Source organism: Kitasatospora sp. NPDC127035, from assembly GCF_042726075.1.
GTDB lineage: Bacteria > Actinomycetota > Actinomycetes > Streptomycetales > Streptomycetaceae > Kitasatospora.
Map to the genome: position 1 here is coordinate 16,866 of NZ_JBHXDN010000092.1, position 16,005 is coordinate 32,870.

The following is a 16,005-nucleotide window of genomic DNA, read 5'->3' on the forward strand; positions in this document are numbered from 1 at the left end:
CCCGATTTCCTTGACGAACCCCATAGAGGCACCCCCCCTGCTGGCCCTCCACGCCCACGTCGGTGCGCCGGCTGGGGCACCGGAAGTGACACGGTGCCGCGTCGTCATTGTCGGCGCCGACGTATGGGAGACGCGCTCTGTCAGCTGGGTGCGGGGCCAGCTGTGGGTGGGTTTAGCTGTCGGCCGGGCTGGCGCTGTTGTCCGGTCGGCGGTCGGCTACGCGCCGGAGCAGAGGTCTCCGTACGGTGCTGGATTTCGCGCTCCCGCTCCTCCACTTGGTACTGGCGAGGGTCTTGCGTGGTGCGGATGTTCTCCTCGGCCGTCAGCTGGTCCAGGTGCTCCTGGTACCTGGCGGCTTTCTCGCGAAGGTGGACCGCTGCGTCGCGAAGGCCTCTGGCCGGGTTGGCCGAGTCGTGGATGTCGCGGCGGATGGCGGCGGCCACGGCTTCTCCCGTGGGCCCGGTCTGGCGTGGCGCACGGTCCGCTGGTGTGCGAAGTGCGCGGGCCCGGTTCAACAACTCTGTGGCTTCGGTGAGCGCCGCGGAGGCATCGCTCCGAGCGAGCTCCGCCTGTGCGCGTAGCCGGCGTGCCTGTACGCGCAGTGCTGCGGCCGTGGTGGCCCGCAGGATCAGCTGCACGGGGTTGGTACGCGCCCGTCGGTCGGCCTCGTCCGCGGCACGATGCAGCATGCGGGCGCGGCGCGCATGAGTGGCGGCACGCTCGAAACTGGTGCTGGCAGCCTGAGCGGCCATGGCGGCTGCTCGGCTGCTCTGGGCTTGTTGGCGTAGGACGGTCGCGGCGGGACCAAGGCCGTGCTCTGCGTCGGTGGTCAGGACGTCGGCTTGGTCTTCTGCGCGCTGTGCCTGTTCCAGAAGCGAGGGTATGGAGCTCCTCAGCCAGGGGACCTGTCGGACCAGTGTCGTAGTGGGCACGAGGCCGTACGGTCGTCCTGTCCACGGTGGAGAACCGTGGGCCGGCGGCCGGGAACCATTCCCGTCATGCCAGATGGCTTCGAGGTGGCGAAGGACGGTGTCGTCGGTGCCGGGGGTACGCTCGCTGCCGGCGGCGTCGAGGATGTGATCTACCCTGCCGAGGGCCAGGTCGTGTTCGAGTCTGGCCAGGATCCGGTGGTCGTCCAGTCTTTCCTGGAGCGATCGCGGTGGAGACGGCTGCTGGGAATCCTGTTCGGACAGGGCGCGGACGTAGGCCTCCGGGGTGATCGCTCCGCTGTCCAGGGCCTGCTGAAGCCCGTGCTTCTCCGCCGACCGTCTGCCGTCGCCCTCTTGGAGCGCCGTGTCACGTCGTGCCTGATCAAGAGTGCGCTGCTCATGCCGGAGTTGCTCGAGCGGATCGGCGTGCGGATGCTCGGTCAATACCGAGAACACCCTTTTCACCTCAGGGCCCATCAGGAGCCTCTCGCGCCAACCGGAGGCCCGGGTCGCGTAGAGGATGTCGCCAACAACGGTGGTCTGCCAGCTGTAGGTCGTGTCGCCGACACTCGAATTGCCTGAGGTGGTGGAATCGCTGATGTCGAGCTCCCGGTGATAGCCGTTCAGGCGGTCATCGACTGGCGACGACGTTGCAAGCCCCTCGGGGATGTGGCACCCTCCACGTTCTCTCGCCGCGGGCGCCGCCACTAGGCTCAGTGGCCAGGTCTCCTGTCGTGCGGAATCCAGCGGCGGGGCTTCCCGTACAGCGGAATCGCAGGCATCGGCTCAGCGTCGGCGCCGGATTCCGTTGTGCGGAGGCCACACGAAGGCGAGGAGCACGCCCAGGGCGACGACCCCGATCGGGGCCAGGATGTTGGGGAAACTGGCCGCGAGGTTGTCGGTGTTCACCATGGGGCCGGCCGTGAACACGCCCACGATGATGAGCAGGTAGGGGAGGTAGCGGATGAACTTGAGTGTGAGCCGTGCCATCGCGTGCATGAGTGCCCCCCGATTGGTTTCCGAGGAGAAACGGTAGCGTGGATCAGGCGGCGGCGAGCCGGGATATCCGGCGGCGGACGGCGAGAACTGTGGCGTTGGTCTCGGGAGCTGGGGCGATGGTGGTGAGCATCGCAAGAAGTTCCTGTCCGCTGGACAGGGCCTCGCTGTCGGGGACGTCCTTCCAGGAAGCGGCGGCCTGGCGAGCGCTGGACCGTGCGGATCGGCTCGCCGGTCCTGTGGCCTGGGCCCAACCTTGGGCGATGTACGTCCATAGCTCGGCGGCGTAGCGGTAGTCTCCGGACATCCAGGCGAGGTCGGCGCGCACGCCGGCTGTGGTGAGCGTCGTAGGGTGGGCTTCTCCGTTGGAGGCTGTGAGGTCGGCGAGCAGGCGGTCAGCCAGGACGGCGGCTCGTGTGAAGTCGTGGGCACGGCCGGTCTCGTGCACGGCTTGAAGAGCTCGGTCGTGGTCAGTGGTGGTGGGGATCTCGGGGGATGGGAGAGCGGGGTCGGGGGTGAGGGATGCGAGCGGTTCGCCTGGTGCCAGTGGAGTAGAGGTGCCGTCCGTGTTGATCTGCAGCCTGAGGTGCTGTCTGGTGCGGGCGTCGTCGATGTCGGCGGCAAAGGGGGTGCCTGAGCCTGCCGCGTCGAGCGCAAGCTGCTGCAGGACAGCTCGCGCGGGGTCGACGCCCGGGGGGACATCGACGGGCTCGCCGTCGATGTCGACAGAGCCGTCGGCACCGATGTGAACTGGGGTGTCGCTCACGCGGTGCCTCCGGGGACGAGAAGAGTGCTGGTGCCTCCCGCGCTGGGGAAGGCGGGTGCGGCCCAGCCGCGGTAGCGCATGTGCCAGATCCCGTTGGTGACGTCAGACCGCGGGCGGATGCCGATGGCGCCGTCGCCGGTGATGTCCGTGCTGGCGATCATGTCTCCCCCGAGGTAGAGGACGACGTGGCCAGCAGCGCTTCCGCTGTCGTAGAAGAGCAGCGCTCCGGCGGGCGGTGAGTTGTCGCCCGGGTGGCCGTCGCCGCTGGCGACCAGGCGCTGCCAGTGGCTGTTGGCGGTCTCGGATCCGGAAGAGCCCCAGCCGTAGGCCTGGGCGACGAAGTTGTCGCAGCGGTGGTAGAAGTCGGAGCGGCCGCTGGTCGCGCCTGCCCGTGCGGCCGCGATGGCCTGGGGTGCGGTCCGGGGGTTCTTGGCCGTGAAATCCGCGACTGGATCCGTTCCGATTCCTGTGCCAGGGCCAGGGTCGGGGGTTGTGCCGCAGCCGTTGAAGACGGAAGTGACTGCGGCTGTCCCCCAGGTGCTGCTGACTAGGCCGCCGGCACTCTGCTCCCATTGGGCGTATGCGTCGGGAAAGCCTGAGCGCTGAACCGCCTGGGCAACATGGGTAAGTGGCCTGGTCTGCCAGTCCTCGATCCTGACCAGGCCGTCGTAGAACTTGTTGGAGGCGTACACCGGGTCGGTGACCTGCGCTGCGCTACCCCACCCCTGACTAGGCCGCTGTTGGAAAAGTCCGCGACTGTCGCGGTCCCCATGGTCCAGGTTCTCCAGTGTCGATTCCTGCATCGCGGTGGCGACTGCGACGACGGCGGCCCTTGGGCTGAGACCACGGGTGCGCGCGACATTGGTGATGGTCGAGGCGTTGCGTACCTGCTGCTCGCTCCAGCGGGGGTTGGTCTGCGGGCCCTGGGGGCTGATGGGGACGACGACTGCGGCACCGTCCTGGGCTACTGGCGGCTCCCAGCCGGCGGCAGGTATCGCCGTTCCCGCTCCCTGGGTTCCACTGCCGACGGGGACAAGACCGGTGGTGCAGGTGGCGGCGTTGGCGGCGGACGATCCGCCACCCCCGAGGAAGACGATCGACAGTCCGAGCACGGCGACCACGGGGACGGCAGCGAGCAGCGAGGCGGTCTTCTTCATCAGCCCACTGTCACTGGCGACCCGGCACTGGCCTTACCCGTTGAGGGCCGAGTTCCCGGGAGCCGGGATTTTCCGTGCGAAGATCCCGCCCTGCGGATTCCGTGGCGGTTTTCGGAGATCTTCACTGCCCTCCGGCCGGTGGCGCACGTGTAATGGCTGGGCCGGGTGCCGGGCGTGGGGCTTGACACCTCAGCCAGGCGGCGGCGGACGGTTCTGTTGATTTGATTCCTGCCGGTCTGAGGGAAATCTACTGCCCTTCCTGGCGTTCAACCTCGGATTAGGGGTTGGACTGGAACTCTAAGAGATTTCCCGCGCGATTCGGGAGAGAGAGAAACGGGTGGGCACATGGCGCTGACGGATTTCATCCTGGCAAACGATCCGACGCCGAAGCCCGGCGGAAAGGTGGACAGTCTGGTCACCGGGCTGGCTCCGGACTGGGGGCCGTTCGCATCAGTCGGCGGTACGGCGCGTACGGTCATCCAGGCCATCATGGCTGCGGTGATCTTGATCCTCCTCGGCAGGGCCTTGATCGGCATGGTGCACCTGAAGGTCGGCGGATCCCAGCACGACACGGTTCAGGTCAAGCAGGGCCAGAAGGAACTCGCAGGGAGCCTGATCGCCGCATTCATCGTCGCGTCCATCGGAACGCTGTTCACCATCGTCTACGGGATGGGCATCTGATGCCTCGGCCGAACAATGGTGGCGGAACACGCGTCCTTCGTGATGACAAACCATCCCAGAAGACGCCTGGACCGTTCCGAGGGCCAGCGCTCATCTTCGGCGTGATTCTCCTTCTGCTGGTCGGCGGAGCGATTCTGCTGAGCCGCGGACCGGGCAAATCCATCACTGCTCCGGACGATACGGCGCCGTCCGGAAAAGCGAGCGGTGCGGCGGGTGGTTCGAGTCTGGGCGACGCCTTTACTCCCGGCCAGGCAGCCGCTTCGAGGCTGGTCGAAGGTGTCCCGGTGGGCTACAGCAGGACGCGGGAGGGAGCGATCGCCGCGGCGGTCAACTACGAGATCGCCCGCTCAAGCGCGGGTTACCTCACCGACTCAGGAATCCGCGATCGTGTCCTCAAGACGATCATGACGTCCGACACCGCGGCAGGCCAGATCAAGGACGACAACACTGCGGGCGCCCGGTTCTACACAGCCCTTGGGCTGACGGCCGACACGGCCGACAAGCTGATCGCCCGGGCGTCTCCGCTCGGGTCAAAGGTCGTCAGCTACTCCCCCGAGGTTGCCACCGTCAGTGTCTGGATGAGCGGCATCATCGGCCTGCCCACACCCAGCGCCCCCGTTCCGGTCTCGGCGTCCTGGAGCACCTACACGCTTGTCCTCGTCTGGCGCGACGGCGATTGGAAGACCTCCTCCATCTCCGTCGCCCCCGGACCGACCCCCTTGCAAACAACGGGGCAGCAGCCCACCTCCACTGATGTCTTCACCTCGATGGACAAGGACTTCGATGCGCCTCCCTACGTCGGCTGACACTCCGTTGCGTCGCGCAGCGCTTGCACTGGGAGGCACAGTGTTCGCGGCCTCGGTTGTGTTGAGCGTCCCGCCGGCTCAGGCGAACGACATCTCTGATGCCCTGTGCAAGACCCCCTTCGCGGACATCGTGTGCGGCGCCGTCGAGAAGGTCAAAGGCGCGAATGAGTTCGTGGAATTCGCCAAGGACCCGCTCAGCTACGTGGCCCGGTCGCTGGCCAACTCCATCTCCAGCTCCATGACCTCACTGACCGAGGACCTCACGCGCTGATGGGCATCACCGAGATCGACTGGGGCAACTCTGGGTTCCTCCGCACCTACACCATGGCCTTCGGTGCCTCGGTCGTCCTGACCGTCGTGCTCTGGCTCGTGGCGGTCGCAAAGCGGGCGATTCAGGGCGTCCCTCCGCTGCAGGCCCTGGGCGAGTCCATCGGGTACCTCCTGATGTCCGTCATGGCCTCGGCGTTCGCTCCGCTGGGAATCGCCTACATCACCCAGATCTTCGACGGCATCTCGGAGGCGATGCTTGCTCCCGTCGCCGACGACCTTCCGAAGATCGGCGCGGTGCTCCTGACGACAATCGGCATCCTGATGGCGATCCCCGGCGGACCTGTCATCTGCCTGGCCATCGGCTTCTTTCTTCTGATGGCAATCCTCGGCGTCTGGCTGGAGCTCATCGTCCGCAACGCCTTGATCTACACCGGCCTGGTCTTCGGTCCCACCGTCTTCGCCGGCCTGGTCGACAAGGACCTCTGGGGCCACACCAAACGATGGCTCGGCGTCATCGTCGGGGTCATCGCCTCAAAGTACATCACCTTCACTACTCTGGCACTCGCCTCTGCTCTGTTCGCGGGACACAGCAGCGAGAACGCCAGCGTTGCCCAGGCCTTTGGCACTCTCCTGACGGCGCTGGCCCTGTTCTTCCTGGCGCTGTACCTGCCCTTCCAGGTCGCCAAGTTCTTCCCCATCCTCGGCGACCAGGTCCAGGACGTCTACAACTCCCGCAAGCAGATGGAGGGCGGCCTATCCAACCTGGGGCAGACCGCCAAATCCAGCTTCGGCGACATCAAGTCCAAGCTCGGCGGCGGCTCCGAAGGCGGAGACGACGAGGAAGGCGCCGACGGCGGCGAGATCGACTCTGCTGTCGCCGGCGACGGCGCGGCACCTGGGATCGGCCTCGCGAAAGCCGCGCAGGAACAGGGCGAGCAGGAAGTCGAGGGCGCTGCGATGCGCGGCGTGGACGGGGCCACCTCTGTCTCCGAGCAGGAAGGCGGCCAAGGCAGCGGACCCGGCACTGCTGGCAATACCGCGAGTGCTCCCGAACAGGGCCAAGAGGTCGAGGACCTCCAACCCGACGGGCAGGCCCATGCCGACCCCGCGGCTTCGCCCCAAGGCGCCGACGCCCAACAGGACCCATCGGAGGGTTCAGGGCGGGGCGATTCGCCAGCAGGCAGCGGCCACCCGGTTGCAAGCGACGACGGCGCAGCGGCCCGGGGAGCGGTGGCAGGGCCAGGGAATGTCGGGGTCGGAGCGTCTCCGACCGGTGCGGATGCCGCATTGCAGGCCACATCAGGGGGCGCTTCTCCCGAAGCCTTCTCGGACGGCAGCCCTGTGGAGGAGCCGCCCGACGACGAGGGTGAGTGACCGCGCCCTCGGCCAGTAGGAGCCCCATCCTCCACCATCAAGCAGGAGTTGAAGCGATGCCCCGCACCTTTCTCTTTCCCCGCCCGCGGCCGCGCGGCCTTCTGGGACGGCGCCTCGAGATGGACGAGCAGTGGGTGCTCGCCGCCGGAGTTCTGGGTGGCCTGCTGGTGCTGTGGCTGGCGCCCGGAATCCCGCTGAAGCTGCTCGGGTTCGCGACGACGGCGGGGATCTGTGGGTGGGTAACGCTGGCCCCCTGGCAGGGGCGGACCTTCCTGAGGTGGTTCGAGATCCGCCGCACCCACCGTCGTCTGCTGCGCAACGGGCGGCTGATGTACCGGTCCATCGCTCCGAAGGTCGGCCGGCGCGCTGACGGCACCCCGGAGAAGGTGGCACCCCCACCCGGTATCCCGGATGTGGAGTGGATCAGCGCCCGTACCGCGTACGGGGACCTGGCGATACTGCTACAGACCGACGAGGCGATGTTCACCGCCGCGATTGAGGTGGAGGGTCAGAAGAACTTCGGCGGCCTGGACGCGGAGGACAAGGAGTCGTTGGTCGGCGCGTGGGAATTCCTGCTGAAGTCAACCGCTGACTCCGGCGGGCGGGTGCGGCGGCTGCAGTGGGTCAGCCGAGTGGTGCCGACCGATCCGAACGCGCATGCTCGTGACGCCGAGGCCCGGCGCAACGCGGCCGCCCCGCAGTGGCTGCACGATTCCTACGACCAGTTGCTGCGCGCTGTGGCGATCTCCGCCGAGGACCGACGGCTGCTGATCGTGGTGGGCATCCCCTACGACACTGAGCTCGTCGGCGAGGCGCGCCGCTACCGCACGCTACACGAGGGCTTCGGGATCGTGCTCGGCAAGGAGATGGAGGAGTTTATCCGGCGGCTCGGTCTGGCTCAGCTGCGGTGGGTGCGCAACCTGGACGAACCGGCGCTGGCGAGCTGGCTGCACCACAGCTACGACCCGAGTCACTGGATCAACGACACCCGGGGCATGGACCGGGCGACAGCTTGGCCGGCCGAGGTCGACGCCCGCGACCCGGCCGTGATGCTATCCCGCAGCTGGGAGGGCACTGAACCTTGGCACAGCGTCACCGCCTGGTGGAAGCAACTACCGATCCTACCGGTGGGTGTGAACTTCCTGGCGCCGCTGCTGCTCTACGTCCAGGACGTGATCTTCACCGTCTCCGTGACGATGGACCTGGTGCCCAGCGACGAGGCGCTGCGCGAGGCAATGGCGGACGTCACCAACGAGATCGGCCAGGCGGACAGCAAAGCCGGCAAGGTCAACGACCCGCGCGAGGCGAAGGACCGCCGCACCGCGACCGCGACGATGCACGACATCGCCAACGGCGCCGCCGGCATTCGACTGGCCGGGTGGGTGACCGTTACCGCGCCGGACTCCGAGAAGCTGCGCCAGCACCGGGACCTGCTGCGTGCCCAGGCCACCCGCGCCAACCTCAGCCTGGAGTGGTGCGACCACGAGCACTTCCGGGCCCACGCCAACACGCTGCCGCTGGCCGGCGGCCTGCTGAAGGGCTGAACCGATGCTCGAGATGCTGCGGACCCAGCGGCAGACGCGCCGCCGGGCCCTGCGAACAACCACCGCGCAGGCCTGTGGCCTGTACCCAGCGGTGGGCGCGCCGACCGGTGACCCCCGGGGGGTGATCATCGGAAGGGAGATGTACAGCGGTAAGGCGTTCGTCTACGACCCCTTCGTGCTGTACGACCCCTCCGCACGCGAGCGGCTGCCGAGCGGACACATCCTTATCCTCGGTAAGAGCGGCTATGGCAAGAGCGCCCTGGAGAAGTGCTACGTCCTGCGGCAACTGCGCTTCCAGGAGCGGGCATTCGCCGTCCTGGACGCACAGGGCGAGGACGGGGTCGGCGAGTGGGACTCCATCGCCCGGTCGCTCGGCATCAAGCCGATCCGCCTCATCTACGGCGGCGCCGGCGAGGACGGTGCAGTACGGATCAACCCGCTCGACACTCGCATCCCGTCCGAGCACCAGTTCAAGATTCTCTGCTCGATGATCGAGATTATCGACGGGGAGATGACCGCGGAGACGCGCTTCGCGCTATCCGTCGCCCACCAGGTCGCCGTCTCCACGGCTGCAGCCGCAGGACGGGTGTCGGTGCTCTCAGACGTCCTGAATGCCCTCACTGCCCCGGATCCGGCCGACCTCGGGAAGAGGACCGTCACCGCTGCGGAGCTCGGGCGCTGGGGACGCCCGGCCTCGCTCGCGATGGACGAGCTGTGCTCGCCCTCCCGCGACCTGGCGGGCCTGTTCGACGGACCGACGACGGAGGGCATCGACCTTGACGCGCGACTGATCGTCTTCGACCTGACCCGGTTGCCGCGCGAAGGCATGGCGATGCCGCTCCTGATGTCGGTGATCGGCCCGTGGCTGCGGTTCGGCTGGATCCGCCCGCACGACCGCATCAAGCGAACGCTGATCGTCGAAGAGGCCTGGCACATCCTCAGCCACAGGCCCGTCGCCCGGCTCTTCGAGGAGTTCGTCCGCTACGGCCGTCGTCTCGGCCTCTCGTTCATGGCCGTCATCCACCACCTGAGTGACGTCGACGTCGACGAGTCACCGGAGGCAATGGCCATCCTCAAGCTTACGGCCACCCGGGTGCTCTACCACCTCGACAAGTCGGACGCCGACGCGACGGCCGACTACCTTCAGCTCCCGGCATGGGCCCGGGAGGCCATCGCCGACGGCGCCAACGTGTGCGCGCCCGGGCGTGCGGTCTGGCAGGTCGGCGGCCGAATCTCACTGGTACAGCACATACGTTCGAGTGTCGAGGTTCGACTGACGAACACGAACAGCCGGATGAGTGAGAATCCCCGTGAGTTCACGAAAACTGAAGGATCGTCATTGCCGGTACCGCGCCCGGAGGTGCGGCGATGAGTCTACGTGGGGTCGCGGGTTCCCGTCTCCGGTGCGCCGTCGGCGTCTCCGGCGCCGCTGAGGCCGGGATGCCCGAGGGCTGCGGTGTAGCGGGTGGCGGCCTCGATTCCCATGCCGAAGAAGTCGCAGATCCGTCGGACGTCACCGCCCGTAGCGAAGATCTCCTGGAGGATGCGGTCGTCGCGCAGGGCCCGGGGGCTCACGTCGAGGTTGCGCCAGGCGAACAGCTTGCTGACCGGTGTGCTCCGCGGGGCCGTCTTGCGATTGACGACCAGGTGCGGGTTGAGGGTGTTGGGCCAGGTCCGCGTCCGGTGGTCGAGGTACGCCGACAGTCGGGTGAGGACCGGCCTGGCCAGCGGGATCACCTTCTCGCCCATGGCGAGCTTTCCGTCGACGACGTCGGTGAGCTGGATCGCGGCGACCTGCGGACTGGTGAGGCCGTGGAAGGCCATGAGGGCGACGCAGAGGGCTGCGGTGACGTCGAACGAGTTCAGAGCTGCTCGGATCTTCGCGGTGTCCAGCGGGAGCGGGACGGTGGCGTTGGTTGTCGCGACCGGCACGCCCCGGGTGGGGTTGGTGAAGACGCGCTTGCGCGACTTGAGGATGTCGAACACCGACCGCAGGCCCTGGTCGGCGAAGACCCGGTTGCTCCCCTCGTTGGGCACGGCGTCGATGAACTGCTGGCGGGTGATCTCGGCGAGGGAGTGGTGGCCGCGGTCTGCCCAGTCGCGCCAGATGGGCGCCATGCCCTGGATGTGGAGGTGGATGGTCTCCTCTTTCCGGGCGCGTCGCCGCGGCGCGGTGGAGCTGCCGTTCAGCATGATGTCGAACCAGAGCTGGAGTTGGCCGAGCATGGGCTCGGGCAGGCCAACCGTCTGCTTGGCGAAGTAGCGCTCGACCGCGGTGGTGCGGTCGTCGATCAACAGGCCTGCTGCGTAGAGCACTTCGACCGTGGAGACCAGCGTTCCGCCGTAGCGAATGCTGGCCGCGATGTCACTGGCGAGGATCTTCTGGCCGTGCCACTCGTGGAGTGCCTCGAGGAGCTTGAGGGTGTGGACGACGCTGTTGGTCTGCCGGGGGCTCCAGGAGTACCGGGCGGCGTGGTCGCGCAGTACGGGTTCGCAGTGCCGCAGCAGCGGCGAGTCCTGGGTCAGGGCCCGTTGCTTGAGTGCGCCGTGCCCCGGCGGCATGCGGAACAGCAGGAGCTGGCGTGCCTCGGTGACCTTGACCGGCTCGTCGGTCGGCTCTCGCTCGCGCAGGTCCTGTTCACGGGCTATTCGGCGGCGGGCGGCGCCGGTCTGGTCGTACTGGAGATTGGCGAGGAACAACTGCTGGCCGAACCGCAGGGCGACCTCAAGATCTGGGGCCCGGCCGAGCTGCTGGTGGAAGCGGGCGTTCTCCCAGCACAGACGACAGGCGCCCTGACCGTTGGTCCGGCTCTCACGTCCGCAGAACTGGCAGATCGCAACGTCGTAGTGGCCTCGCCACCAGCGGCAGCTCCAGCACAGCCAGCTGCGCTGGCGGTAGACGCCCCAGGCGAGGCAGCCGCGGCAGGCGCCGACGTGGAGCGGGCCGCCGGGGTGGCAGCGGGTGCACTGGCCCTGGCTGAAGTAGTCGGCCGAGCCACAGGACCGGCACGGCGGCGGCGTGAACGGCCCGCCCGGCAGGCAGCTGTAGCAGAGGTCCATGCGCGGCTTCGTCCAGGCGACCCGGTTGACCTGGCAGACCTGGCACTTCTTGGGCGGCTGGATGCTCATACCGGCGGCTCCGAACGCGGCCGGCCGAAGCGCGGGGCGACGACCGCGCCGGCTTCGGAGGCCGTGGCGACCCTGGGCTGGGCGGCGGGTCGGCGGGCCGCGACCTTCTCCGGCTCGCGGATCAGCAGAGCGGTCGGGTCGCACTCCAGCACCGAGCAAATCACGTCCAGGTCGTCCAGGCGGATGCTCACTGGTGTGCCGGTCCACAGCGCGGACATCTTGCCCGCGCTGATCTCCAGCCCGGCACCCGCAAGAAGGCGCCGCATCTCGGTCGACTTCCAGATGCCGCGCTCGGCCGCCTTCAGTCGCAGGTTCCACTGCACTGCTTCACACCTCTCCGAATCGGGCTTCGAGCCGCTGGTTGGCCGCCGTCCACGCGCGCTCGATGTGATCGCTGCGGACGTGGATGTAGCGGGTCGTCGTGGACAGCCATTCGTGCCCGAGAAGTTCCTGCAGGGCCTTGAGGTCCATACCACTGGCGTAGAGCGAGGAGGCACAGAAGTGCCGCAGGACATGGGGCGTCAGACGCCCCTCCCAGGAGGGCAGCCACAGCTTCGTCGCGCTCTGGAGTCCTCGCCGCAGGGCGTCGTCGCCGATGCGGGTACAGTGTCCGGTCAACTCGTCGTGGCGCTCGCTGGGCAGCAGCGGGGCGTCTGGGTCGGCCCAGTCCGGGCCGAACTGGGGACGCACGTCGGCCAGCCACCAATTGATCAGCCGGTCAGCCCCGTCGATGGCCGGCGCCGTGCGCGGTTTGGGGCCCCGGCCCCGGCTGCCCTTGCCGAAGCGGACGTGGAGCTTGCCGAACTGCCCCAGGTCGGGGCGCCAGTCGCGGATGTCGAGCATGCGCGACTCGTTGATCCGCAGGCCGAGCCGGCGCCACAGCGAGGCGGCGAAGTAGTCGCGGGCTGCGGTGAGGTACTTGCGCGCCTCGGGGATCGACGTCCGCCACTGGCTGAAGAGCTGGTCCATCTCCGTCTCGGACGGCGGGATCCGGGCGTTGGCGAAGACCGGGCTGCTGGGCCGGTTGTACTCGTCGATCGGCTGCTGGACGACACACCCGGTCAGAGCGTGGATGTCACCCTGGTACCGGCTGATCATGAAGTCGTAGAAGTGAGCCAGCGTGCCGGCCTTGCCGGCGCGGGTGCTGTGGGCCTGCCCGTCCACGCGCAGTCCGGCGAGGAAAGTGTCCGCGTCGTTGCACGACGCCGACCACAGTGGCCCGCCCAACGTGCGCGCGAACTCGAAGATCGCCGTGCGGGAGCTGCCGATATGGCCGTCGGTGAGGTTCGCCGCAGCCATCGCCAGGGCGAACTGGTCGACGATCTCTTGCTCGAAGTCCTCGACGTCACGCTGTGTAGGCAGCGCCCGAGCCGAGGCGATGTTCCGTACGACTGCCAGCGTCATGGGCTGTCCAGTTCAGCGAGACAACGACTTCGTCGAGGATACCGTCGAACCTTCAGGATTCCCGACGAACCGTCAAACTCGCTCATCTGCAGCGGAACGACAGCGCCACCTGGCCTGCTGCTCAGCTACGACGCCCTGCCCCGGATCGAACTCACGGGACTAGGGACAGCGGTCGCCAGCCGCGCCACCGGGTCGGAGGCACCGCTCATCGCCCTACACAAGGACAGCGCATGAGCATGAACAAGGTAGCCACTCCGATCTCGGCCACCAAGCTCCGCCTGGGCCGGGATTCCTGGTGGATCAGCCTCATCTTCCTCCTGGTGGGGGTCACCGCTCTCATCTGGCTGGCCGCGCTCCTGTCCGGCCTCCCCGCCCACCACCGGCCCGCCAACATCAGCTGGACCCAGGCCGGCGCGGCCTCCGCAGAAGTGTTCATCCACTTCGCCGATCCCGCCTCTGCCTTCCCGGCCGGCTCCGGCGTCGGTGGCCCATTCCCCTTCTGGGGCCTGTTCGCCGGCGAGTGCACGGCTGCCTTCTACCTCGCCAAGGCGCTGTGGCGCCGCTGGCAACGGCGCCTGTCCGACGGCACGGACGGCCTGGCCACCCGCGCGCAGCTCGAGAACGCCATGGGCGAGGCCAAGGCCCTCGGCCGCATACCGTCCCTGCGTCCGAGCCTGGCCAAAGCCGGGGTCGGCTCCGTGGATGTTCGTGAGGTGGCGGTTTTCTGCGGCACTGCCGACCCCGCGCAGCTGCCGCTGTGGCTGACGATCGAGGAGAGCCTGCTGATCGTCGCCCCGCCGCGCGAGGGCAAGACCCAACAGCTGATCCTGCCGGGAATCCTGGACTTCCCCGGGACTGTGCTGGCGACGTCCAGCAAGACCGACGTGCTCTTCGCAACAGCGAAGCTCCGGGAGCGCTTCGGCAAGGTCATGGCCCTGGACGCCACCGGTCTGTCCGGCTGGCCGTACCAGCTCGCCTGGCCGCTGACCGATGGCTGCGAGGACTTCCAAACTGCCCGGCGACGCGCCGAGACCCTCACCTCCTCCACGAAGAGCGACGAGGGCACCAAGAACGGCGGCTACTTTGTCATGAACGCCAAAATGCTCATCACCTGCTGGCTTCACGCCGCCGCCCTGGAGAAGCGCAACGCGCTGGACATCCTGAAATGGGCGACGTCGCCGGCCGAGCGCGAGGCGGTAGACATCCTCGCCCGGCACGGAAAGGTCGAGCTGTCCCGGGCGTTGGCGGCGCAGCACGCGGCCGCGCCGGAGGAGCGCAGTGCGTCGTGGCGTACGGCCGAGCAGAGCTTCATCGCCTTGTACGACGAGCGGGTGGCGGGGATCTTCGCGCCGCGTGAGGGCAACTTCGACATCGAGGCCTGGCTGCGCGGGGGCGGGACCTTGTTCCTGATCGGGGACGAAGAGGAGGGCAGCGCGTTGGCGCCGGTCCTGGCCACGTTCGTCCAGGCGATCCTTGACACCGCGAAGAAGGTCGCGGCACGAATGCCCAACGGACGGCTCGATCCGCCGCTGGGCTGCTTCCTGGACGAGTTGGCGAACGTGGCTCCGCTCCCCCAGATCCCGAGCTTCATGTCCGTCAGCGGCTCACAGAACATCTTCGTCGCGGCTGTTCTGCAAAACCTGGCCCAGGCGGAGGAACGCTGGGGCCAGACCGGGGTCCGCAAGTTGTTCGGGTCCGCCACCGCGAAGATCATTCTCGGCGGTGTCTCGGATGAGCAGGAGCTCAAGGCCTACTCAGCCTTGGTCGGCGAGTTCGACGAGGACACCGAATCCGTCTCCGACGACGGCGACCGGGTGTCATCATCCCTGTCTGTACGGCGCCGGGCCGCGCTGGAGCCCAGCGATATCCGCATGCTGGAGGAACGAATGGGCCTGCTGGTCCACCGGCGGACCCCTGCGACGCGGGTGCGGTTCGTGCGCGCCTACGAAGGCCCCCGGGGTTCCGAGATCGCGGCCGCCACCAAGGAGGCGCTCGCCATGGTCAACCCTGAGGCGGCCCAGGGTGCCTGACGCCTTCGACCCACTGTTCGAGGAACTCACTTCGATCAACGCCGAGATCGCGTCCGTCTCGGCCCGCGTGTCCATCCTTGAGGAGCGGCAGTCTGCGGCCGGCGGCGAAGGAGGAGGCGGCGGCCCATCTGATCGTGCCCCCGGTGCGCCAGTGTTGTGGCGCACGATGGACGAGGAGCAGCAGGCCGCGCTGTGGCCAGAGTTCATCGCCTGGGTCTTGTGGCTCTCCGATGCGTACGAGCTCACGACCGAACAGCTCCCCCGCCAGTGTTGGTGGCAGCACGCGTCCGTCGTGGAGGAGCTCACCGCGCTGTGGACCTCACACGCCTCCGCCTACATCTCCCAGGAGGATGTCGGCGCGTCCCCGTACCTGTGGCAGGATGCCCTGGCCCGGGCCATAGAACGGATCAACCGCAACTGGCTCGGAGGGTGCGTCAACGGCTTCCACGAGCCGAAGTCCCGCATCGCCTTCGCCGCTGATGCTGACTACCTCAAGGAGCTGGTGGAGGCCGGACCGCCTGGCGGACGCAACCAGGGTGACGCGGGCGAAGCGACGGCACCGCCGACGGAGCCCACGGCCTGACCCAAAATTGTGGGCGCCCCGGCGAACAGCGCGGCTGGCCTGGCTGTAGCAGCCAGGCTTCATGACTGCCCTCGCGAGCTCGGGCGGCGATCGTGCCTGGCTCGGTTTGGCGGATTGCCGGCTGGCCACGAACCGTAGGTGTGTGCTGGACGCCGGAGATCCGGCCGGGCCGCGGTACCCCTGCCTAGATCGGGTCGCTGGAGCAGCGTAGACGGCCCTGGTCCGCGATTGTCTCAGGGCGCTAGTACTGCAACGGTGCTTACCGAGACGAGGCTTCAGCTCTTGGGCTGTGGCCTCGTCTGTTGTAGTGGCTGGTCCGGGCCTGATGCTGGCGTC

Annotated in this window: 15 protein-coding genes; 8 read left to right on the plus strand and 7 right to left on the minus strand. The window is 68.0% G+C overall.

The annotated features are described in order from the left end of the window. Positions 1-140 precede the first annotated feature (140 nt). The 4 genes from ACFWIC_RS37315 to ACFWIC_RS37330 form a co-directional block, all read right to left on the minus strand. The gene (locus ACFWIC_RS37315) at positions 141-1,637 is read right to left on the minus strand and encodes a hypothetical protein (protein ID WP_380521422.1); all 1,497 of its coding nucleotides are present in this window, start codon (positions 1,635-1,637) and stop codon (positions 141-143) included. A gap of 78 nt (positions 1,638-1,715) precedes the next feature. After that, the gene (locus ACFWIC_RS37320; protein ID WP_380521424.1) at positions 1,716-1,919 is read right to left on the minus strand and encodes a hypothetical protein; all 204 of its coding nucleotides are present in this window, start codon (positions 1,917-1,919) and stop codon (positions 1,716-1,718) included. 52 nt (positions 1,920-1,971) lie between these two features. Beyond that, positions 1,972-2,691: a hypothetical protein gene (locus ACFWIC_RS37325; RefSeq protein WP_380521426.1), complete on the minus strand. Its 720-nt coding sequence runs from the start codon at positions 2,689-2,691 to the stop codon at positions 1,972-1,974. Then, positions 2,688-3,848, minus strand: coding sequence for a hypothetical protein (locus ACFWIC_RS37330; protein ID WP_380521428.1), 1,161 nt, complete (start codon positions 3,846-3,848; stop codon positions 2,688-2,690). Before ACFWIC_RS37330 ends, ACFWIC_RS37325 begins: the two co-directional genes overlap by 4 nt. 345 nt (positions 3,849-4,193) lie before the next feature. Here ACFWIC_RS37330 and ACFWIC_RS37335 point away from each other — a divergent pair, with 345 nt between their 5' ends. The 6 genes from ACFWIC_RS37335 to ACFWIC_RS37360 all read left to right on the plus strand — a co-directional run bounded on the left by ACFWIC_RS37335 (position 4,194) and on the right by ACFWIC_RS37360 (position 9,895). Then, complete coding sequence (locus ACFWIC_RS37335; RefSeq protein WP_380521430.1) at positions 4,194-4,529, plus strand: hypothetical protein; 336 nt, start codon at positions 4,194-4,196, stop codon at positions 4,527-4,529. Between the two features lie 101 nt (positions 4,530-4,630). Next, positions 4,631-5,335: a hypothetical protein gene (locus tag ACFWIC_RS37340; protein WP_380521432.1), complete on the plus strand. Its 705-nt coding sequence runs from the start codon at positions 4,631-4,633 to the stop codon at positions 5,333-5,335. Positions 5,336-5,375: 40 nt separating this feature from the next. Continuing rightward, complete coding sequence (locus ACFWIC_RS37345; protein ID WP_380521433.1) at positions 5,376-5,606, plus strand: hypothetical protein; 231 nt, start codon at positions 5,376-5,378, stop codon at positions 5,604-5,606. Beyond that, positions 5,606-6,979 (plus strand): hypothetical protein, encoded by a 1,374-nt coding sequence (locus ACFWIC_RS37350; RefSeq protein ID WP_380521435.1) that lies wholly within the window; start codon positions 5,606-5,608, stop codon positions 6,977-6,979. Before ACFWIC_RS37345 ends, ACFWIC_RS37350 begins: the two co-directional genes overlap by 1 nt. Before the next feature lie 56 nt (positions 6,980-7,035). Continuing rightward, a complete protein-coding gene (locus ACFWIC_RS37355) occupies positions 7,036-8,523 on the plus strand; it encodes an SCO6880 family protein (RefSeq protein WP_380521437.1) in 1,488 nt (495 codons plus the stop codon). Between the two features lie 4 nt (positions 8,524-8,527). After that, positions 8,528-9,895 (plus strand): ATP/GTP-binding protein, encoded by a 1,368-nt coding sequence (locus ACFWIC_RS37360; protein ID WP_380521439.1) that lies wholly within the window; start codon positions 8,528-8,530, stop codon positions 9,893-9,895. A gap of 2 nt (positions 9,896-9,897) precedes the next feature. Here ACFWIC_RS37360 and ACFWIC_RS37365 read toward each other — a convergent pair whose 3' ends face one another. The 3 genes from ACFWIC_RS37365 to ACFWIC_RS37375 are packed head-to-tail and all read right to left on the minus strand — an operon-like array spanning position 9,898 to position 13,056. Next, the gene (locus tag ACFWIC_RS37365) at positions 9,898-11,652 is read right to left on the minus strand and encodes a hypothetical protein (RefSeq protein WP_380521441.1); all 1,755 of its coding nucleotides are present in this window, start codon (positions 11,650-11,652) and stop codon (positions 9,898-9,900) included. Next, positions 11,649-11,975, minus strand: a complete 327-nt coding sequence (locus tag ACFWIC_RS37370) for a helix-turn-helix domain-containing protein (protein WP_380521442.1) — start codon at positions 11,973-11,975, stop codon at positions 11,649-11,651. Before ACFWIC_RS37370 ends, ACFWIC_RS37365 begins: the two co-directional genes overlap by 4 nt. A gap of 4 nt (positions 11,976-11,979) precedes the next feature. Next, positions 11,980-13,056, minus strand: coding sequence for a tyrosine-type recombinase/integrase (locus ACFWIC_RS37375; RefSeq protein ID WP_380521444.1), 1,077 nt, complete (start codon positions 13,054-13,056; stop codon positions 11,980-11,982). A gap of 230 nt (positions 13,057-13,286) precedes the next feature. Here ACFWIC_RS37375 and ACFWIC_RS37380 point away from each other — a divergent pair, with 230 nt between their 5' ends. Next, on the plus strand, positions 13,287-15,086 hold the full coding sequence (locus ACFWIC_RS37380; RefSeq protein WP_380521446.1) for a type IV secretory system conjugative DNA transfer family protein: 1,800 nt from the start codon (positions 13,287-13,289) through the stop codon (positions 15,084-15,086). Beyond that, positions 15,079-15,669, plus strand: coding sequence for a hypothetical protein (locus ACFWIC_RS37385; RefSeq protein ID WP_380521447.1), 591 nt, complete (start codon positions 15,079-15,081; stop codon positions 15,667-15,669). Before ACFWIC_RS37380 ends, ACFWIC_RS37385 begins: the two co-directional genes overlap by 8 nt. Positions 15,670-16,005 lie beyond the last annotated feature (336 nt).

Excerpts from the sequence above, each read along its gene's own strand:
- ACFWIC_RS37355 (WP_380521437.1), top strand. The coding sequence starts at position 7,036 with ATGCCCCGCACCTTTCTCTTTCCCCGCCCGCGGCCGCGCGGCCTTCTG.
- ACFWIC_RS37360 (WP_380521439.1), top strand. The coding sequence starts at position 8,528 with ATGCTCGAGATGCTGCGGACCCAGCGGCAGACGCGCCGCCGGGCCCTG.
- ACFWIC_RS37320 (WP_380521424.1), bottom strand. The coding sequence starts at position 1,919 with ATGGCACGGCTCACACTCAAGTTCATCCGCTACCTCCCCTACCTGCTC.
- ACFWIC_RS37375 (WP_380521444.1), bottom strand. The coding sequence starts at position 13,056 with ATGACGCTGGCAGTCGTACGGAACATCGCCTCGGCTCGGGCGCTGCCT.
- ACFWIC_RS37335 (WP_380521430.1), top strand. The coding sequence starts at position 4,194 with ATGGCGCTGACGGATTTCATCCTGGCAAACGATCCGACGCCGAAGCCC.
- ACFWIC_RS37380 (WP_380521446.1), top strand. The coding sequence starts at position 13,287 with ATGAGCATGAACAAGGTAGCCACTCCGATCTCGGCCACCAAGCTCCGC.
- ACFWIC_RS37330 (WP_380521428.1), bottom strand. The coding sequence starts at position 3,848 with ATGAAGAAGACCGCCTCGCTGCTCGCTGCCGTCCCCGTGGTCGCCGTG.
- ACFWIC_RS37365 (WP_380521441.1), bottom strand. The coding sequence starts at position 11,652 with ATGAGCATCCAGCCGCCCAAGAAGTGCCAGGTCTGCCAGGTCAACCGG.
- ACFWIC_RS37350 (WP_380521435.1), top strand. The coding sequence starts at position 5,606 with ATGGGCATCACCGAGATCGACTGGGGCAACTCTGGGTTCCTCCGCACC.